The following is an 18,100-nucleotide window of genomic DNA, read 5'->3' as shown; positions in this document are numbered from 1 at the left end:
AGGCGTCTGTATCGCAGGCAAGCCAGCTCCCACATAAGCTCGCTCCTACAGTTCGTTTTGCGAAGCAGAATTATCCACAGGAGCGTGGCAATGCGTTGGGCGACATATTTCGCCGTGCTGGCCTCGGTACTCAGCGTTGGCCTGGCCCTGGGTGTCAGCATGCCGTTGGTATCCTTGCGTCTTGAAGGTTGGGGTTATGGCAGTTTCGCCATTGGCGTGATGGCGGCGATGCCGGCATTCGGCGTACTGCTGGGCGCCAAGATCTCCAGCCGCATGGCGTCCTGGCTCGGCACTGCCAACCTGATGCGCCTGTGCCTGTGGGCCGGTGCGGTGTCCATCGGCTTGCTGGCGATCCTGCCCAGCTACCCGGTGTGGCTGGTGCTCAGGCTGATGATCGGGGTGATCCTGACCATCGTATTCATCCTTGGCGAAAGCTGGATCAACCAACTGGTGGTCGAGCAGTGGCGTGGCCGGCTGGTGGCGCTCTACGGCTGCAGTTATGCCTTGAGCCAACTGTCGGGGCCGTTGCTGTTGGGCCTGATTGGCACCGACCATGACTACGGCTTCTGGGTCGGCGCGGGCCTTTTGGTGCTGGCGCCGCTGCTGTTGCTGGGACGTACCGGCGCGCCGACGGCGGATTCGTTCAGCGTGACCTTTGGCGACCTGTGGCGCTTTTGCCTGGGCCTGCCGGCGATTGCCTGGGCTGTGGCGTTGTTCGCTGCCTTCGAAGCGATGATTCTGACGTTGTTGCCGGTGTACTGCCTGCAACAGGGTTTTACCGCTGAGATCGCCTTGGCGATGGTCAGCACGGTGGTGGTGGGCGATGCGTTGCTGCAATTGCCCATTGGCGCGCTGGCCGACTACCTGCCGCGACGCACTCTGTTTCTGGCCTGTGCACTGCTGTTGCTGGCGTCGAGCCTGGCGGTGCCGTTATTGATGCACACCTTGCTGATCTGGCCGGTGTGGGTGCTGTTCGGCGCCAGTGCCGGCGGTTTGTTTACCTTGTCGCTGATTTTGATTGGCGAGCGCTACCGCGACGATGCGTTGGTGCGTGCCAACGCTCACGTGGCGCAGCTGTGGGGCATTGGCTGCCTGATCGGGCCGCTGGTGGCAGGAGCGGGCAGCCAGTGGATCAGCGGGCATGCGCTACCGCTGCTGATGGCCGCCGGGGCGCTGGGTTTGGTGGTGCTGTTGCTGCGCCAGGGGGCTTTCGGCGCTACGCAGCCGGCCTGACCTTTAAACGCGGCCAATATGGGAGCTGGCTTGCCTGCGATGACGGTTTGTCAGCCAGCGGATTTGTTGTCTGGCACACCGCTATCGCGGGCAAGCCCGGCTCCCACAGGTGATCCGCAGGGGTATTAGAGCATGCGTTCCAGGCCAACACTGGTGGCGAACCAGGCGTTGAACCGCCGCCACCAACTGCCCGGTTCGCGCGTCAGAGTGTGCATCTGGCCGTTGTCTTCTGTCACCCACACCACTTGGCCGTCCTGCAGTTTGGCCTCATAGCTCAACGCTGGCGCCATACCTTCCAGCGCCAGGTTGCGCACGTGTTCGGCCAGTTCGGGGCTGTCCACCAGTACGCCGACTTCGGTGTTCCACAGCACTGAGCGCGGGTCGAAATTGAATGAGCCGATAAACGACTTTTCTCGATCGAAAATCATCGCCTTGCTGTGCAGGCTGGAGTCCGAGCCGCGCCAGCTGCCATGCCGAAACAGGTGCGGGCCGCTGCTTGCGCTGGGGTCGCCCGGCTGCCGGCGCAGCTCATAGAGCTTCACCCCGTGCTCCAGCAGTGCCTTGCGATACGGCGCATAACCGCCGTGCACGGCCGGTACGTCGGTGGCTTCGAGGGCGTTGGTCAGCAGGCGCACCGAAACACCCGCATCGGCACGCCCTGTGAGGTAGACCAGCCCAGGTTGGCCCGGTACGAAGTAAGCCGAAATCATGATCAGCTCATGGCTGACACCCGCCAGCTCTGGCGCCAGCTGAGTGGTCAGCAGCAGTCGGGGGTCGGGGTCTGCCCTGGCCAGTACCTTGCTCGGTGCGTCCCACAGCGCCTGGTTCCAGGCCCAGATCAACTCGCGGCGCCAGATGTCCATGCGGGGCTGGGTCTGGTAAGTGCGCAGGCGGTTATACAGCGCGTGGTTCTGCTGACGGGACTGAGCCAGGGAGGCTTCAAGGCGCCCGCGGGCGACGGCGAGGTCGACCTTGGAGGGTTTGTTCGAGACGAAGTCATCGATAGGCTTGCTCAGGGCGCTGTTCCAGTACTGGTCGAAGCTGTGACCCAATTGCTCGGCTACCGGCCCGACGCTGAGCATGTCGATGTCGGTGAAATTCAGGTTGGGTTCGGCGTCGAAATACTCGTCGCCCAGGTTGCGCCCGCCAACGATGGCCACGCTGTTATCGGCCAGCCACAGCTTGTTATGCATGCGCCGGTGTTGCAGCGACAGGTTGAATACACGGCCCATGGCGCGTGTAACGCCGGTGCTGCGCCCCAGGTGCAGCGGGTTGAACAGGCGTATCTGCACCTTGGGATGGGCGGCGAGGGTGGCGATGATCTGGTCGAGGCCATCGCTGGTGGTGTCGTCCAGTAGAATGCGTACGCGCACCCCGCGGTCGGCGGCCTTGAGCAGTTCGTCCACAAGCATGCGTGTGCTGATGCCGTCGTGCACGATGTAGTACTGCAAGTCGAGGCTGGTCTGGGCGTTGCGAATCAACTCGGCGCGGGCCATGAAGGCTTCACTGCTGTTGGGCAGCAAACGAAAGCCCGAGCGCCCTTGGTAGGGGGCGGCCTGGGCCTGGATCGAGCGACCGAACGAGGAGTCCTTCGCCGGCAGGGCATCGCTGGGGATGCGCGGGGTGTCGACCGTGGCGCAGCCGCCCAGGGCCAGGGCGGCCAGCAGGCAAAACGGTAAAAGCCGTCGAATCATCAAGGAAACTGCTTCCAGGTCAGGGCGGTTGTGGCATATGACGGCAATTGCTCGGGAAAGGTCAGTCCGCCGTCTCTTCCAGCATCTTGCCAGCGGCAGCACCTACCTTGCGCACGGCCTCTTCAATCTGCGCTGTTGGCTTGGCAGCGTAGTTCATGCGCAAGCAGTTACGGTACTTGCCGGAAGCGGAGAAGATACTGCCTACCGCCACCTGTACGCCTTGTTCCACCAGCACGCGGTTGAGCTTCAAGGTGTCGAAGCCCTCCGGCAGCTCGATCCATAACATAAAGCTGCCCTGGGGCCGGCTGGCACGCGTACCAGCGGGAAAATAACGGCTGACCCAATCCAGCATCAAGTCGCGATTACGTTGGTATTGGGTGCGCATCCTGCGTAAATGCGGCTCGAAATGACCGCCTTTGAGGAATTCTGCAATGGCAATCTGCGGCTGTGTAGCCGTAGAACCGGTGCTGATGTATTTCATGTGCAGCACCCGTTCCAGATAGCGTCCCGGTGCGACCCAGCCAATGCGCAGACCGGGCGCCAGGGTTTTGGAGAACGAGCTGCACAGCAGCACACGCCCGTCTTCATCGAAGGATTTGATGGTGCGCGGGCGTGGGTAGCTGTAGGCCAGCTCGCCATACACATCGTCTTCGATAATCGCCACGTCAAAGCGCTGGGCCAGGGTCAGCAAGGCGCGTTTGCGCGCTTCCGGCATGATGTAGCCCAAGGGGTTGTTGCAGTTTGGGGTGAGCTGGATGACTTTGATCGGCCACTGTTCCAGCGCCAGTTCCAAGGCCTCCAGGCTGATGCCGGTGAGCGGGTCGGTGGGGATTTCCAGGGCTTTCATGCCCAGGCCCTTGAGGGTCTGCATGGCACCGTGGAAGCTGGGCGAATCCACCGCGACGATATCGCCGGGCTCACAAATGGCGTGAATGCTGGCGGAGAGGGCTTCGTGGCAACCGGTGGTGATCACGATGTCTTCGGCGCTCAGTTGGCAACCGGAGTCCAATGAAAGCCGGGCGATTTGCTCACGCAGTTCCATACAGCCGAGGATATTGTCGTAATACAGCCCCGGCAGGTCTTGGCGCCGGCTGACACGGGCGAGGCTACGCAGCAGCGGCTTCAAGGTGGGCGACAATACATCCGGCATGCCCCGACCCATCTGTATGACGTCTTTGCGCGGCACCGCACGAATCAGTTCCAGCACCAGGTCCCACTGGGAGATTTCCACTGGCCGTTGGGCCGGGCGGCCAATCTCGGGCAGTGCCGGCAGTTCACGGCCCACCGGAACAAAATAGCCCGACTTGGGCTTGGGCATCGCCAGGCCGTTGTCTTCGAGCAACCGATACGCCTGCTGCACGGTGCTCAGGCTCACCCCATGTTCCACACTCAAGGCCCGCACCGAGGGCAGTCGATCGCCCGGACGATAGAAGCCCTGTTCAATGCGGGTGCCGAGCAATTCGGCGAGGTTGACGTAAAGAGTCATGGTGGTCGCTCCCGAAGGACCAGTACAGATAAAGGGAAAATACAGGATTCAGCCACGCATAGGGAGTATCTGTATGGATCTAATAAAAGTTGGCTGAATCTGTAATGGTTCTGGCCGCCCGCGCATGCTTGTCACTCAAGGCAACAGGCCAATGAGGGGCAGTCAAATGAGCGGCATGAGCGATGTACGGCTGGCGTTACGCAGTCAGGAACTGGAAGCAGCGCAGGAACAGGCGCTCACTGCCCCGGCGCCTGGCCGCTGGAATCTGTTCTGGCGCCGTCGCCATACGCGCAAGGCCCTGCTGGACCTGAGCCGCGAGCAGTTACGCGACATCGGGCTGACCGCCGAGCAGGCGCGCCGTGAGGGTTTGAAACCCTTCTGGCGCGATTGATCAGAGCAGTTCTTTGAGGCGGTGCCAGAGCATCCCCAGGGCCAGCAACGGCGAACGCAGGTGTTTGCCGCCGGGGAAGGTGATGTGTGGCACCTGAGCGAACAGATCGAAGCGCCCCTGTTGCTGGCCGCTGATGGCCTCGGCCAGCAGCTTGCCCGCCAGGTGCGTGGCGTTGAGGCCATGGCCGGCATAGGCCTGGGCGTAATACACGTTGGGTTGATCGGCCAGGCGGCCAATCTGCGGCAGGCGGTTGGCGCCGATGCCGATCATGCCGCCCCATTGGTAGTCGATTTTCACGTCTGCCAATTGGGGGAATACCTGCAGCATCTTCGGCCGCATGTAGGCGCCGATGTCCTTGGGGTCTCGACCGGAGTAGTGGCAGGCGCCGCCGAACAACAGGCGACGGTCGGCGGACAGGCGGAAGTAATCCACCGTCACGCGCTGGTCACACACGGCCATGTTCTGCGGTAACAGGCTGGTGGCTTGCGCCTCGCTCAAGGGCTCGGTGGCAATGATGTAGCTGCCGGCGGGCAACACCTTGCCGCTCAGTTGCGGGTTGAGCCCGTTCAGGTAGGCGTTGCAGGCCAGTACCAGGGTCTTGGCGCGCACAGTGCCTTGGGCGGTGTGCACCTTGACCTCAGGGCCATAGTCGATACGGGTCACTTGGGATTGCTCGTACAGCGCCACGCCCAACTGCTGGGCAACGGCAGCCTCACCCAGTGCCAGGTTCAGCGGGTGCAGATGGCCGGAACCCATATCGATCATGCCGCCTACATAGCGCTCAGAGCCGATTACGGTGCCCATCTCGCTGGCTTGCAACAGGCGCAATTCGTGGCGGTAACCCAGGCTGCGCAGCTCTTCGGCATCCTCGGCCAGGCCCTGCAGGTCGCGGGGTTTGTTGGCCAGGTCGCAGTAGCCCCAAGTCAGGTCACAGGGGATCTGGAAGCGCTCCACACGCTCGCGCACGATCTCCACGGCTTCCAGGCCCATCAGCTTCATCTGGCGCACGCCGTCGCTGCCGATCACCTGGGTGAACTGATCCAGCCCGTGGCCGACACCGCGAATCAACTGGCCGCCATTGCGCCCGCTGGCGCCCCAACCGATTTTGCGCGCCTCCAGCAACACCACGCGAAAGCCGCGCTCGGCCAATTCCAAGGCGGTGTTGAGCCCGGAGAACCCCCCGCCGATCACACAGACATCGGCGTTTACCTCACCGGTCAGCGTCGGGTAATCCGGTTGCGGCACGCTGCTGGCGGCGTAGTAGGAAGCGGTGTGCCGGGCGCTGGCGGTCATGGGGAACCTCCCTGTCTGGAAAATTTGACGCAGGATACAGTGGTCGCACGACGCTGTCTGCGCGGGGCGTTTTGCGTCAGAATCCACGTCTATTCGCCGTTCGGTATGGGTTTCGATGAGTTGCAACAGTCAGAAAATCAGCGCGCTGCGTCGCCAGATCCCTTCGTTCGAGTGCGTCCCCGGTTGCCACGACTGCTGTGGGCCGGTGACCACCTCGCCCGAGGAAATGTCGCGCCTGCCGCGCAAGACCGCTGCCGAGCAAGAGGCGGCGATGGACGAGCTGAACTGCGTGCACCTGGGGCCCAAGGGTTGCACGGTGTATGACGAGCGGCCGCTGATCTGTCGCCTGTTCGGCACCACCAAGACCTTGCCGTGCCCTAATGGCCGCCGGCCAGTGGAGCTGATTCATCCGCGGGTGGAGAAGCAGATTCATGAGTACATGGCGAGTACCCGGCAGGTGTTGGTCTAGCGGATTTACTCGGTTAAAACCAAGGGAGCAGGCACGCCAGCTCCCACATTTGACCGTGTTGTGTCAGTGGGTCAGTCAGGGATCGGCAGGTTCAGGCTTTCTTTCACCTCTTCCATCACGATATAGCTCTTGGATTCGCGCACATGGGGGAGTTTGAGCAGGATATCGCCCAGCAATTTGCGGTACGAAGCCATCTCCGAGATTCGCGCTTTCACCAGGTAGTCGAAATCACCCGACACTAGATGGCACTCCAGCACGTGAGGCAGTTTCAGCACGGCTCGGCGGAATTCTTCAAAGGTGTCACCCGACTTGTAATCCAGGCTGATCTCGACAAATACCAGCAAACTTCCCTTCAAATGCTGGGGATTGAGCCGTGCGTTGTAGCCCATGATGATCCCTTCGCGCTCCAGGCGCCGCACGCGCTCGGTGCAGGGCGTGGTGGACAGCCCGACCTTTTCCCCCAGCTCCGTGAACGAGATGCGCCCGTCGGTTTGCAGGATGCGCAGGATATTGCGGTCGATCTTGTCCAGCTCCCGTTTGGTCTGGGTGTTGGTACGCATAGGGGATACGCCTCTGTCAAAAGGGTTTTTGCCAAGAATTGTCGCCAAATATAGGCATTTATATAGTGAAATGCACTGTCGATTGTTTTTTACACTGCGCTCATCATTGCTCGAATAACACACGTCAGCGGCCAAGCCCGCGATGAGGATATAAAAATGCGCGTTCTGGTCTTGGGTAGCGGCGTCATTGGGGTGACCAGTGCCTATTATTTGGCGCGGGCCGGCTTTGATGTCGTGGTGGTTGATCGTCAGCCTGCCGCTGCCATGGAAACCAGTTTCGCCAACGCCGGCCAGGTCTCCCCTGGGTATGCTTCGCCCTGGGCCGCGCCGGGTGTGCCACTCAAGGCGATCAAGTGGCTGTTGCAACGCCACGCGCCGTTGGCAATCAAGGCCACTGCTGATATCGACCAATACCTGTGGATGGCGCAGATGCTGCGCAACTGCACGGCCAGCCGCTACGCGGTGAACAAGGAGCGCATGGTGCGCCTGTCCGAGTACAGCCGCGACTGCCTCGACGAATTGCGCGCCGAGACCGGCATTGCCTACGAAGGGCGCAGCCTCGGGACTACCCAACTGTTCCGCACACAGGCCCAACTCGATGGTGCCGCCAAGGACATCGCCGTGCTGAAAGAGTCCGGCGTGCCATTCGAATTGCTCGACCGCGCCGGCATTGCCCGGGTTGAACCGGCTCTGGGCAGCGTCACCGATATCCTCGCGGGTGCCTTGCGCCTGCCCAACGACCAGACGGGCGATTGCCAGATATTCACCACGCGCCTGGTCGACATGTGCAAACAATTGGGCGTGGAATTCCGCTTCGAACAAGACATCCAGCGCCTGGACTACGCAGGCGACCGCATCAATGGTGTGCTGATCGACGGCAAGCTGGAAACCGCCGACCGCTATGTACTGGCCCTCGGCAGTTACTCGCCCAAGTTACTCAAGCCATTGGGCATCAAGGCGCCGGTGTACCCGCTCAAGGGCTACTCGCTGACCGTGCCGATCACTAACCCGGCAATGGCGCCGACCTCGACCATTCTCGATGAAACCTACAAAGTCGCGATCACCCGTTTCGACAACCGTATTCGCGTCGGTGGCATGGCTGAAATAGCCGGTTTTGACCTGTCGCTGAACCCGCGGCGACGTGAAACCCTGGAGATGATCGTCAACGACCTTTATCCTCAGGGCGGCGATCTGGCCCAAGCCAGTTTCTGGACCGGCCTGCGCCCGACCACCCCAGACGGCACGCCGATTGTGGGTGCCACGCCGTTCAAGAACCTGTTCCTGAATACAGGCCACGGTACCCTCGGTTGGACCATGGCCTGTGGTTCGGGTCGCTTGCTGGCCGACCTGATGGCGAAGAAAACGCCGCAGATCAGCGCCGCAGGCCTCGATATTTCCCGTTATGGCAACCACCAGGAGTCCGCACAACATGTCAATCCAGCGCCAGCTCACCAATGAGCGCATGAGCCAGATCGTTGTCCACAGCGGTACCGTGTACCTGGCAGGGCAGGTAGGCGACGACATGAGCGCCGGGATTGAACAGCAAACCCGTGAAACCCTGGTCAATATCGAGCGCTTGCTGGACTTGGCCGGTACTGACAAGTCCAGGTTGCTGTCGGTGACGATCTACCTGAAAGACATCGACGCCGACTTCGCCGGCATGAACGCGGTGTGGGACAAGTGGCTGCCCAAAGGCGTCGCCCCGGCCCGCGCCACTGTGCAAGCCAAGCTGTGCGAACCCGAGATTCTGGTAGAGCTGTCAGTCGTGGCTGCGCTGCCTTAACAATGATCCCTCTCCCGGTGCCGGCGTTGTTGGTCTGCACCGGTTTTTTTATTGACTTTGCTGCCTAGAAGCCTGCCGACATGCGTCCAGCCCGTGCCCTGATCGATCTCCAAGCCCTGCGCCATAACTACCAATTGGCCCGAGAAGTCACCGGGGCCAAGGCCCTCGCCGTGATCAAGGCGGATGCCTACGGCCATGGCGCGGTGCCCGTGGCCCAGGCACTGGAGGCGCAAGCCGACGGGTTCGCGGTGGCGTGCATCGAGGAAGCGCTGGAACTGCGCGCCGCCGGCATTCGTGCGCCGGTGTTGCTGCTGGAAGGTTTTTTCGAGGCCGACGAGCTGCCGCTGATCATCGAGCAGGATTTGTGGTGCGTGGTGCATTCGCTGTGGCAGTTGGACGCCATCGAGCAAGCTCGTTTGAGCAAGCCGCTGACAGTGTGGCTGAAGCTGGACTCGGGCATGCACCGTGTGGGCCTGCACCCCAAGGATTACCAGGAGGCGTATCAGCGCCTGCTGGCGAGTGGCAAAGTGGCAAAAATCGTGCTGATGAGCCATTTTGCCCGCGCCGATGAGCTCGATTGCGTCAGCAGCAACGAACAAGTAACGGTGTTTGAGGCGGCGCGCCAGGGGCTGGCGGCTGAGGTCAGCCTGCGCAACTCACCGTCTGTATTGGGCTGGCCGAGCGTGTCCAGCGACTGGGTGCGCCCCGGTATCATGCTTTACGGCGCAACGCCCTTTGGCGAAGACCAGGCCCTCGCCGCGCGCTTGCAGCCGGTGATGACCCTGGAATCCAAAGTCATCTGCGTGCGCGAGTTGCCAGCCGGTGAGCCGGTGGGCTATGGCGCCAGGTTCGTCACGCCCAAGCCGATGCGCATCGGCGTGGTTGCCATGGGCTATGCCGACGGTTACCCGCGCCATGCGCCTACCGGCACACCGGTGCTGGTCGCTGGCCAGCGCAGCCGGCTGCTGGGGCGCGTGTCCATGGACATGCTGTGTGTCGACCTCACCGACTTGCCCCAGGCGGGCCTTGGTTCCACCGTAGAGCTGTGGGGCAAGCACATCCTCGCCAGCGATGTGGCCGTGGCCGCCGAGACCATCCCTTATCAGATTTTCTGCAATCTGCGCCGAGTGCCAAGGCTCTATAGCGGCGCTTAGCCGCCGGCAACGAACCGAGCACGCCGGGATTTAGGCCCAAGTGTTGTAAATACTGAACGCTGTCGCCATGATAACGCTCAATTACAACAAAGCCTGAATCCTAGGAGGCTCCTGCATTGGACGTCGGCGAACGACTGCAATCCATCCGTAAACTCAAAGGTCTTTCCCAGCGTGAGCTCGCCAAGCGTGCGGGCGTCACCAACAGCACCATTTCGATGATCGAGAAAAACAGCGTCAGCCCCTCGATCAGCTCCCTGCGCAAGGTGCTGGGCGGTATCCCCATGTCCATGGTCGAGTTCTTTTCCGAAGAAGTCCTCCAGGAAATACCGACGCAGATCGTCTATAAAGCCAATGAGCTGATCGACATCTCTGACGGTGCCGTCACCATGAAACTGGTGGGCCGGGCGCGCCCAAGCCGGGCCATCGCATTTCTCAATGAAATCTACCCTCCGGGTGCCGACACGGGCGAAGAAATGCTCACTCATGAAGGCGAAGAAACCGGAATTCTGGTGGAAGGGCGCCTGGAATTGGTGGTCGGCCTTGAAACTTTTGTGCTCGAAGCGGGCGATAGCTACTACTTTGAAAGCACCAGGCCTCATCGTTTTCGCAATCCGTTCGACGTGCCGGCGCGACTAATCAGCGCAGCCACACCCGCGAACTTTTAAGAATAGAGGCGCCCTGCCAGCGTTGCAGAGGTTCCCGCAGCTGTACACCGTGAGGCCGAATCTCCCTTTATTTAATAGGGTTGTTTCGGCCAGGCGGGCTAACCGTTATACTTTCGCCGCCTGCGAAACCGTGGCCGCAGGCGTGAATAGCCACCATTGAGGGTGAACGCGTGAACCTAATTATGAAAATGCTGGCTGCACCAGCAACCGTACTGGCCCTATGGGCTGTCAGCGCTCAAGCTGCGACCAATGATGACATTGCCAAGCGCCTGGAGCCTGTGGGCCAGGTTTGCGTCCAGGGCCAGGAATGCAAGGGCATGGAAGTTGCCGTGGCAGCCGGCGGCGGCGGCGCGAAAACCCCCGATGATATCATCGCCAAGCACTGTAACGCGTGCCACGGCAGCGGCCTTTTGGGTGCGCCAAAAATTGGCGACACCGCCGCATGGAAAGAGCGCGCCGACCATCAAGGTGGCCTCGATGGCATCCTGGCAAAGGCCATCACCGGTATCAACGCCATGCCGCCCAAAGGCACCTGCGCTGATTGCTCGGACGACGACCTCAAGGGTGCGATCAAGAAGATGTCCGGGCTGTAATCGGTCGATCTTCGTCAAAAATGCCGCTTACCAGCGGCTTTTTTGTGCCCGCGATTTGGTATTCAGGCTGTTCATTGCAGCAAAGACCCGGCAAGCTCGGTCCAACCCCTAATTCATGGAATGTTCGGGAGCAGTCGGATGGTGCAGTTGTGTTCAATCGAGCAAGCAGTTGACGACGTACTGGAGCGCCTGCCGGCGCATATCCACATGGGCATGCCGCTGGGGCTGGGCAAGCCCAACCTGTTCGTCAACGCGCTGTACCGGCGTATCGCAAAGTTGCCCGAACGGGCGCTGACGCTTTATACCGCGCTGAGCCTGGGTCGGCCTACGCAGGGTGATGGTCTTCAAAAGCGCTTTCTCGAACCCTTCATCGAACGGGTGTTTGGCGACTACCCCGAACTGGATTTCCTCGCGGACCTGCACAGGGGCAGCCTGCCGAAGAATATCCGTGTGCAGCAATTCTTCATGCAGCCCGGTAGCCTGCTCCACAGCGCCGCGGCGCAGCAGGATTACGTCAGCAGCAACTACAGCCATGCGGCCCGCGACATCAATGCCGCCGGCCTGAACCTGGTGGCGCAATTGGTTGCCAGTAGCAGCGAGCATCCCGACCGCCTGAGCCTGAGCTGCAACCCGGATATCACTCTCGACCTGCTGCCCATGATCGCCAAGCGCCGCGCGGCCGGGGAGACCATCCTGGTCGTCGGCCAGGTCCATAGCGATTTGCCCTACATGCCTGGCGATGCCGAGTTGGGCATGGATGAGTTCGACTACCTGCTGGATGAAAAAGACAGCACCACGTTGTTCTCCACCCCGAATATGCCGGTGGGCTTTCAGGATCATTTTATCGGCCTGCATGCCAGCACCCTGGTGCGTGATGGCGGTACGTTGCAGATTGGCATCGGCTCCATGGGCGATGCCCTGACGGCTGCCCTGCTGGCGCGCCAGGCCGACAACGAAGCCTATCGCCTGTTGCTCACCGACTTGGATGTGTACCAGTGGGCACCGTTGATCAGCCGCGAAGGCGGCGTTGAGCCGTTTGCCCGTGGCCTTTACGGTTGCAGCGAGATGTTCGTCAACGGCCTGCTGGTATTGGCCGATGCCGGGATCGTGCGGCGCAAGGTCTACCCGGATGTGGCGACCCAGATGCAGGCCAACGCGGGCACCCTGGACGACGCGGCGCAACCTGATGGCGTGTCGATTCATGGCGGTTTCTTCCTGGGACCGCGCAGTTTTTACCAGCGCCTGCAGGAAATGACCCATGCCAAGCGCCAGGCATTCAACATGACCCGCATCAGCTACATCAACGAGCTGTACGGGCAGGAAGAACTCAAGCGCCTGCAGCGCCTGGATGCTCGGTTTATCAACAGCGCCATCATGGTCACCTTGCTCGGTGCTGGCGTGGCTGATCAGTTGGAAGACGGTCGCGTGCTCAGTGGTGTGGGCGGGCAATACAATTTCGTGGCCCAGGGGCATGCGCTGGAAGGTGCACGCTCAATCCTGATTTTGCGCAGCTGGCGTGAGTCGGCGGGTGAGGTCAGTTCCAATATTGTCTGGGAGTACGGCCACTGCACCATTCCCCGGCACCTGCGGGATATCGTCATTACCGAATACGGTATTGCCGACTTGCGCGGTCAGACGGATGCCAAGGTGATCGAAGCGTTGCTGAACATCACTGACTCAAGGTTCCAGCACGACTTGATTGAGCAGGCGCAAAAGGCCGGCAAACTGCCCAAGGATTTCCAGTTGGATCCGCGTTTTGCCGACAACACGCCAGAGCGGCTTCAGGCGATTCAGGCCAGGCATCGTCGCCTGTTCCCGGAATACCCCCTGGGCAGCGACTTCACGAATGAAGAGCGGGATTTGTTACGAGCGCTGAACTGGCTCAAGAGCAAATTCAAGCTCACGGAAATTCTGGAGTTGGGCAAGGCGGCACTCGACGCGCCGGAGCCGGAGGCGTTTCCCGAGCATTTGCAGCGGATGCGCTTGGATAAGCCGGAGGGCATCAAGGAAGACCTGTATCAACGCTTGCTGCTGGCCGGACTGCAGGCCACCGCCCACTGACAGCGCAACGCAAAAGCTAATGTGGGAGCTGGCTTGCCTGCGATAGCGGTGTGTCAGTCGACATCTCTGTCGACTGACACACCGCTATCGCAGGCAAGCCAGCTCCCACACAGTGATTACTCGATAAAGGTCACGACACCACCGGCCAGCGACTTCACCCGCGCCAGCGACTCAACCCGATAACCCTGTGCATCCAGTTCTGCACGCCCACCCTGGAACGACTTCTCGATCACGATGCCCAAACCGGCGACGGTCGCGCCGGCCTGCTTGATGATCGAGATCAGCGCCTGGGACGCCTTGCCGTTGGCCAAAAAGTCATCGATCACCAGCACGCGGTCGCTGCTGGTCAGGTGGCGCGGGGAGATCGCCACGGTGCTTTCGGTTTTCTTGGTGAAGGAATACACCGTGGCCGACAGCAGGTTTTCCGTGAGGGTCAACGACTGCTGCTTGCGGGCGAAGATCACCGGCACACCCAGGTTCAGCCCGGTCATGATCGCCGGGGCAATGCCCGACGCTTCGATGGTGACGATCTTGGTGATGCCCGAATCCTTGAACAGTGCGGCGAACTCGTCGCCGATCAGTTTCATCAGTGCCGGGTCGATCTGGTGGTTCAGAAAGGCGTCAACCTTGAGGACCTGATCGGAAAGCACGATGCCTTCTTCGCGAATTTTCTTGTGCAGTGCTTCCACGGAAAGCTTCCTCTAATGGCGCGTTGTGCGCCGAAAGTAGATTAAAAAGTAGTCGATTCTAGCGCTTTAACATCGCACGTATGTCCGCCAAGGCGGTGTTGCCGCGAACGGCCTTCACCTCGGTGGGCGTGTCGTCATTGCCTTCCCAGGCCAGATCGTCCGGCGGCAGTTCATCCAGGAACCGGCTGGGGGCACAATCGATGATTTCACCGTATTGCTTTCGCTTGGCGGCAAAGGTGAAGGCCAGGGTCTGGCGTGCGCGGGTAATACCCACGTAGGCCAGGCGGCGTTCTTCCTCGATGGTGTCGGCTTCGATGCTGGAGCGGTGCGGGAGGATTTCCTCTTCCATGCCCATGATGAACACGTAGGGAAATTCCAGCCCCTTGGAGGCATGCAAGGTCATCATCTGCACGCCTTCGGCGCCGTCTTCCTCTTCTTGCTGGCGCTCGAGCATGTCGCGCAACACCAGCTTGCCGATGGCGTCCTCGACGGTCATCTCGCCGTCTTCGTCTTTTTCCAGGGTGTTCTTCAGCGCTTCAATCAGGAACCAGACGTTGCCCATGCGGTAATCCGCGGCCTTGTCGCTGGAACTGTTGGTGCGCAGCCAGTTTTCATAGTCGATGTCCATGACCATGCTGCGCAAGGCGCTGATCGGGTCTTCGCCGGCGCACTGCTCGCGCACCTTGTCCATGAAACGCTTGAAGCGCGACAGGCGATCGGTGAAGCGCGTATCCAGGTGTTCGCCCAGGCCTATTTCGTCGGTGGCGGCATACATGGAAATCTTGCGTTCGGTGGCGTAGTTACCGAGCTTTTCCAGGGTGGTGGAGCCGATTTCCCGGCGTGGCACGTTGATCACGCGCAGGAAGGCGTTGTCGTCGTCCGGGTTCACGATCAGCCGGAAGTAGGCCATCAGGTCTTTGACTTCCTGGCGTCCGAAAAAGCTGTTGCCGCCCGACAGGCGATACGGCACCTGGTGATGCTGCAATTTCAGCTCGATCAGCTTGGCCTGGTAGTTGCCGCGATACAGGATCGCAAAGTCGCTGTAGGGCCGGTCGGTGCGCAAGTGCAGGCTGAGGATTTCCACGGCCACGCGCTCGGCTTCGGCGTCTTCGTTGCGGCAGCGGATCACACGGATCTCGTCGCCATGGCCCATCTCGCTCCACAGTTGTTTTTCAAACTCGTGGGGGTTGTTGGAGATCAGCACGTTGGCGCAGCGCAGGATGCGGCTGGTGGAGCGGTAGTTCTGCTCCAGCATCACCACTTTCAAGGAGGGGTAGTCTTCCTTGAGCAGCATCAGGTTTTCCGGGCGGGCGCCGCGCCAAGCGTAGATCGACTGGTCGTCGTCGCCCACTACGGTGAACTGGTTGCGCGTACCGATCAGCAACTTCACCAGCAGGTATTGGCTGGCGTTAGTGTCCTGATATTCGTCCACCAGCAGGTAGCGCACCTTGTTTTGCCACTTCTCCAGGATGTCCTTGTGCTCTTGGAACAGCTTGACCGGCAGCAGGATCAGGTCGTCGAAGTCCACCGCGTTGAACGCCTTGAGCGTACGCTGATAGTGGGTGTAGACGATGGCGGCGGTCTGCTCCTTGGGGTTGCGTGCGGCCTCCAGGGCTTCGGCGGGCAGGATCAGGTCGTTTTTCCACGAGCCGATCATGTTCTTGATTTCGTCTACGCCGTCGTCGCCCGCGTATTCCTTCTGCATGATGTCGGTCATCAGGGCCTTGACGTCGGTCTCGTCGAAGATCGAGAAGCCGGGCTTGTAGCCCAGTCGCACATGCTCCTTGCGGATGATGTTCAGGCCCAGGTTGTGGAAGGTGCACACGGTGAGGCCGCGGCCTTCGCCGCCTTTGAGCAGGGTGCCGACCCGCTCTTTCATTTCCCGTGCCGCCTTGTTGGTGAAGGTCATGGCGACGATGTACTGGGCGCGGATGCCGCAGTTCTGGATCAAGTGCGCGATCTTGCGCGTGATCACGCTGGTCTTGCCGGAGCCTGCACCGGCGAGCACCAATAGAGGGCCGCCGACGTAGTTCACGGCTTCTTGCTGCCGGGGATTGAGTCGGGACATACGGAATTTTAGGGGTCGTTGTTCAAAAGGGCGGGCATTTTAACAGGCTGGAAAGATTCTGCTGCCATAGAACGACGGTGTGACGTACCACTCGATCTAAATTTGCCGGTTTTGCTACTTTGCCGCAGGATGTGGAGGAATATCCGAGACGATTATTTACAGTCTGCGTATTTGATAACACCTATCATTTGTCATCCTTTGTCATTGTCAGGCCGCACGTCATAATGGCACCGCTAATGAAATTTTGCAGAGTCTAGGGAGTTAGCGTGTCTACGCCTGTCGAACCCTTGCGTTTGCTGCTGCTGGCCGATGAGCCTGAGTGGGCAGCGTTGTTGCGCGAGTGCCTGGCGCCGATGGGCGAAGGGGCTGTGCTGATCAGTGCGCCCAACTGGGACTCGGTAAGCCGCCTGTTCGATGACGACCAGGGTGCTGTGTTATTGACCACGCCCAGCCTGCAGCCAGGCCCTGGCCGGTGCAGCCTGCCGTGTGTATTGCTGCTGGAGCAGGAGCCACTGGTGTCGCCGCTGGGTGTCAGCGATTGGTTGGTGTTGGATGCATTGGACGCCGACACATTGCGCCGCTGCCTGCGCCATGTGCGCGAGCGCGGCGTGCTGGAGAATACCTTGCAGCGCCTGGCCGAGCAGGACCCGCTCACCGGTATTGCCAACCGTCAGGGCTTCCAGACCTTGCTCGCTGCACGCTTGGCGGACAATGACGGCCGTGGCCTGGCCCTCGGTCATCTGGACCTGGACAATTTTCGTCATGCCAACGATGCTCTCGGCCATCAGGCGGGCGACCGGTTGATCCTGCAAGTGGTGTCGCGGCTCAAGAGCCAGCTCGAAGCCGGGGACCAACTGGCGCGCCTGGGCAGCGATGAGTTTGCCTTGTTGATCGATACCCGCCGGGCGCCTCAGCGCGCCGAGTGGATGGCTGAGCGCATCACCGAAGTGATGGCCGAGCCCTACTGGGTGGATGGTGAAAGCTTGTTGATTGGTTGCAGCCTGGGTATGGCCCATGCTCGAGCCCGCGCTGGCGCCGACCCGTTGATGTGGCATGCCCATATCGCCATGCAGCAGGCCAAAAGTACCCAGGGCTGCACCTTCCATATCTTCAATGAGCGCATCAACCGCAACGCCCGCAGCCTGGCCGACCTGGAAAGTGAACTGCGCCGGGCTTTGCGTCGCGATGAGTTGGAGCTGCATTACCAGCCGCGCCTGGACCTGGACGACGGTCATATCGTTGGCCTCGAAGCCCTGGTGCGCTGGCGTCACGGCGAGCGCGGCTTGTTGCCGCCCAGCGAGTTCGTGCCGCTGGCCGAACAGAGTGGCTTGATCGTGCCATTGGGCTACTGGGTGATCTCCCGAGCCCTGCGCGACATGCAAGACCTGCGTGAACGCGGCCTGCCGCCGCTGCACATGGCGGTCAACCTGTCGTTTCGCCAGTTCCAGGACAGTCAGTTGCTGTCTACCCTCAGCCGCCTGATTGCCGAGCGCGGCGTGGAAGCGCAATGGCTGGAGTTCGAATTGACCGAAACCGCCGTGATGCGCCGCAGCGACCTGGTCAAGCAGACCATGGACGCCCTTGGCCGGCTGGGTGTGCGGTTTTCCCTGGATGACTTCGGCACCGGTTTTTCGTCGTTTGTGCACCTCAACAGCCTGCCGATTGCCTTGTTGAAGATCGACAAGAGCTTTGTCGGCGGCATGGAAGAGCGCGAAGAAAACCGCAAGCTGGTGCACGCCATGATCAACCTGGCCCACAACCTCAATCTGGAAGTGGTCGCCGAAGGCGTGGAAACCCCTGAGCAACTTGAACTTTTGCGCTTGTTTGGGTGCGATCAGGTCCAGGGTTACCTGATCAGCAAGCCGTTGCCGTTGCCGGAGCTGGTGGAATACCTGCTGTTTGGTCAAAGCCAGCAGGCGCTGTTGGGCTAAGCCTTCAAAGTGGTTCAAATGTGGGAGCAG

The 18,100-nt window shown here is 60.9% G+C and carries 16 protein-coding genes; 10 read left to right on the top strand and 6 right to left on the bottom strand.

Annotated elements, in window-relative coordinates; translation table 11 throughout:
* The first annotated feature begins 90 nt into the window (after positions 1 to 90).
* Positions 91 to 1,233, top strand: coding sequence for an MFS transporter (locus tag BT199_RS18440; protein WP_072435241.1), 1,143 nt, complete (start codon positions 91 to 93; stop codon positions 1,231 to 1,233).
* Between the two features lie 125 nt (positions 1,234 to 1,358).
* On the opposite strand, the gene BT199_RS18435 is transcribed toward BT199_RS18440, so the two are convergent.
* Together BT199_RS18435 and BT199_RS18430 are read right to left on the bottom strand one after the other, a co-directional pair.
* Positions 1,359 to 2,927, bottom strand: coding sequence for a phospholipase D family protein (locus BT199_RS18435; protein ID WP_072435240.1), 1,569 nt, complete (start codon positions 2,925 to 2,927; stop codon positions 1,359 to 1,361).
* A 61-nt stretch (positions 2,928 to 2,988) separates the two neighbouring features.
* Positions 2,989 to 4,413: an aminotransferase-like domain-containing protein gene (locus BT199_RS18430; RefSeq protein WP_003195467.1), complete on the bottom strand. Its 1,425-nt coding sequence runs from the start codon at positions 4,411 to 4,413 to the stop codon at positions 2,989 to 2,991.
* Positions 4,414 to 4,579: 166 nt separating this feature from the next.
* On the opposite strand from BT199_RS18430, the gene BT199_RS18425 reads away from it, so the two are divergent.
* A complete protein-coding gene (locus BT199_RS18425) occupies positions 4,580 to 4,804 on the top strand; it encodes a DUF1127 domain-containing protein (protein ID WP_072435239.1) in 225 nt (74 codons plus the stop codon).
* On the opposite strand, the gene BT199_RS18420 is transcribed toward BT199_RS18425, so the two are convergent.
* Positions 4,805 to 6,097 (bottom strand): NAD(P)/FAD-dependent oxidoreductase, encoded by a 1,293-nt coding sequence (locus BT199_RS18420; RefSeq protein ID WP_072435238.1) that lies wholly within the window; start codon positions 6,095 to 6,097, stop codon positions 4,805 to 4,807.
* Positions 6,098 to 6,212: 115 nt separating this feature from the next.
* Between BT199_RS18420 and BT199_RS18415 the strand changes: the two genes are divergently transcribed.
* Positions 6,213 to 6,566 carry a YkgJ family cysteine cluster protein gene (locus tag BT199_RS18415; RefSeq protein ID WP_003195461.1) on the top strand — a complete coding sequence of 118 codons (354 nt, stop codon included), beginning with the start codon at positions 6,213 to 6,215 and terminating at the stop codon, positions 6,564 to 6,566.
* A 71-nt stretch (positions 6,567 to 6,637) separates the two neighbouring features.
* Here BT199_RS18415 and BT199_RS18410 read toward each other — a convergent pair whose 3' ends face one another.
* Positions 6,638 to 7,126 (bottom strand): Lrp/AsnC ligand binding domain-containing protein, encoded by a 489-nt coding sequence (locus tag BT199_RS18410; protein WP_003176896.1) that lies wholly within the window; start codon positions 7,124 to 7,126, stop codon positions 6,638 to 6,640.
* Positions 7,127 to 7,282: 156 nt separating this feature from the next.
* Here BT199_RS18410 and dadA point away from each other — a divergent pair, with 156 nt between their 5' ends.
* The 6 genes from dadA to BT199_RS18380 all read left to right on the top strand — a co-directional run bounded on the left by dadA (position 7,283) and on the right by BT199_RS18380 (position 13,382).
* The gene (gene dadA, locus BT199_RS18405) at positions 7,283 to 8,584 is read left to right on the top strand and encodes a D-amino acid dehydrogenase (RefSeq protein WP_014720473.1); all 1,302 of its coding nucleotides are present in this window, start codon (positions 7,283 to 7,285) and stop codon (positions 8,582 to 8,584) included.
* Positions 8,556 to 8,909: a RidA family protein gene (locus BT199_RS18400; protein WP_014720472.1), complete on the top strand. Its 354-nt coding sequence runs from the start codon at positions 8,556 to 8,558 to the stop codon at positions 8,907 to 8,909. The genes dadA and BT199_RS18400 overlap by 29 nt, the downstream gene beginning before the upstream one ends.
* Before the next feature lie 80 nt (positions 8,910 to 8,989).
* Entirely contained in the window at positions 8,990 to 10,063 is a 1,074-nt protein-coding gene (gene alr, locus BT199_RS18395; protein WP_034129082.1) for an alanine racemase, read from the top strand.
* 116 nt (positions 10,064 to 10,179) lie between these two features.
* A complete protein-coding gene (locus tag BT199_RS18390) occupies positions 10,180 to 10,728 on the top strand; it encodes a cupin domain-containing protein (protein ID WP_014720470.1) in 549 nt (182 codons plus the stop codon).
* Between the two features lie 182 nt (positions 10,729 to 10,910).
* Entirely contained in the window at positions 10,911 to 11,321 is a 411-nt protein-coding gene (locus tag BT199_RS18385; protein ID WP_019819811.1) for a c-type cytochrome, read from the top strand.
* A gap of 138 nt (positions 11,322 to 11,459) precedes the next feature.
* A complete protein-coding gene (locus BT199_RS18380; protein WP_014720468.1) occupies positions 11,460 to 13,382 on the top strand; it encodes an acetyl-CoA hydrolase/transferase C-terminal domain-containing protein in 1,923 nt (640 codons plus the stop codon).
* A 116-nt stretch (positions 13,383 to 13,498) separates the two neighbouring features.
* Here BT199_RS18380 and BT199_RS18375 read toward each other — a convergent pair whose 3' ends face one another.
* Together BT199_RS18375 and rep are read right to left on the bottom strand one after the other, a co-directional pair.
* Positions 13,499 to 14,071, bottom strand: a complete 573-nt coding sequence (locus BT199_RS18375; RefSeq protein WP_003195447.1) for a xanthine phosphoribosyltransferase — start codon at positions 14,069 to 14,071, stop codon at positions 13,499 to 13,501.
* A 58-nt stretch (positions 14,072 to 14,129) separates the two neighbouring features.
* The gene (gene rep / locus BT199_RS18370; protein WP_005792464.1) at positions 14,130 to 16,139 is read right to left on the bottom strand and encodes a DNA helicase Rep; all 2,010 of its coding nucleotides are present in this window, start codon (positions 16,137 to 16,139) and stop codon (positions 14,130 to 14,132) included.
* Positions 16,140 to 16,405: 266 nt separating this feature from the next.
* Between rep and BT199_RS18365 the strand changes: the two genes are divergently transcribed.
* Positions 16,406 to 18,070, top strand: coding sequence for a putative bifunctional diguanylate cyclase/phosphodiesterase (locus tag BT199_RS18365; protein ID WP_014720467.1), 1,665 nt, complete (start codon positions 16,406 to 16,408; stop codon positions 18,068 to 18,070).
* Positions 18,071 to 18,100 lie beyond the last annotated feature (30 nt).

The sequence above is a fragment of the Pseudomonas sp. NFR02 genome (assembly GCF_900119375.1).
Taxonomy (GTDB): Bacteria; Pseudomonadota; Gammaproteobacteria; order Pseudomonadales; family Pseudomonadaceae; genus Aquipseudomonas; species Aquipseudomonas paracarnis.
This window is presented reverse-complemented; position numbering and strand designations above follow the sequence as displayed.

Coding starts and splice junctions, on each gene's coding strand:
- BT199_RS18440 (WP_072435241.1), top strand. CDS start 91: ATGCGTTGGGCGACATATTTCGCCGTGCTGGCCTCGGTACTCAGCGTT.
- BT199_RS18435 (WP_072435240.1), bottom strand. CDS start 2,927: ATGATTCGACGGCTTTTACCGTTTTGCCTGCTGGCCGCCCTGGCCCTG.
- BT199_RS18430 (WP_003195467.1), bottom strand. CDS start 4,413: ATGACTCTTTACGTCAACCTCGCCGAATTGCTCGGCACCCGCATTGAA.
- BT199_RS18425 (WP_072435239.1), top strand. CDS start 4,580: ATGAGCGGCATGAGCGATGTACGGCTGGCGTTACGCAGTCAGGAACTG.
- BT199_RS18420 (WP_072435238.1), bottom strand. CDS start 6,097: ATGACCGCCAGCGCCCGGCACACCGCTTCCTACTACGCCGCCAGCAGC.
- BT199_RS18415 (WP_003195461.1), top strand. CDS start 6,213: ATGAGTTGCAACAGTCAGAAAATCAGCGCGCTGCGTCGCCAGATCCCT.
- BT199_RS18410 (WP_003176896.1), bottom strand. CDS start 7,126: ATGCGTACCAACACCCAGACCAAACGGGAGCTGGACAAGATCGACCGC.
- dadA (WP_014720473.1), top strand. CDS start 7,283: ATGCGCGTTCTGGTCTTGGGTAGCGGCGTCATTGGGGTGACCAGTGCC.
- BT199_RS18400 (WP_014720472.1), top strand. CDS start 8,556: ATGTCAATCCAGCGCCAGCTCACCAATGAGCGCATGAGCCAGATCGTT.
- alr (WP_034129082.1), top strand. CDS start 8,990: ATGCGTCCAGCCCGTGCCCTGATCGATCTCCAAGCCCTGCGCCATAAC.
- BT199_RS18385 (WP_019819811.1), top strand. CDS start 10,911: ATGAAAATGCTGGCTGCACCAGCAACCGTACTGGCCCTATGGGCTGTC.
- BT199_RS18380 (WP_014720468.1), top strand. CDS start 11,460: ATGGTGCAGTTGTGTTCAATCGAGCAAGCAGTTGACGACGTACTGGAG.
- rep (WP_005792464.1), bottom strand. CDS start 16,139: ATGTCCCGACTCAATCCCCGGCAGCAAGAAGCCGTGAACTACGTCGGC.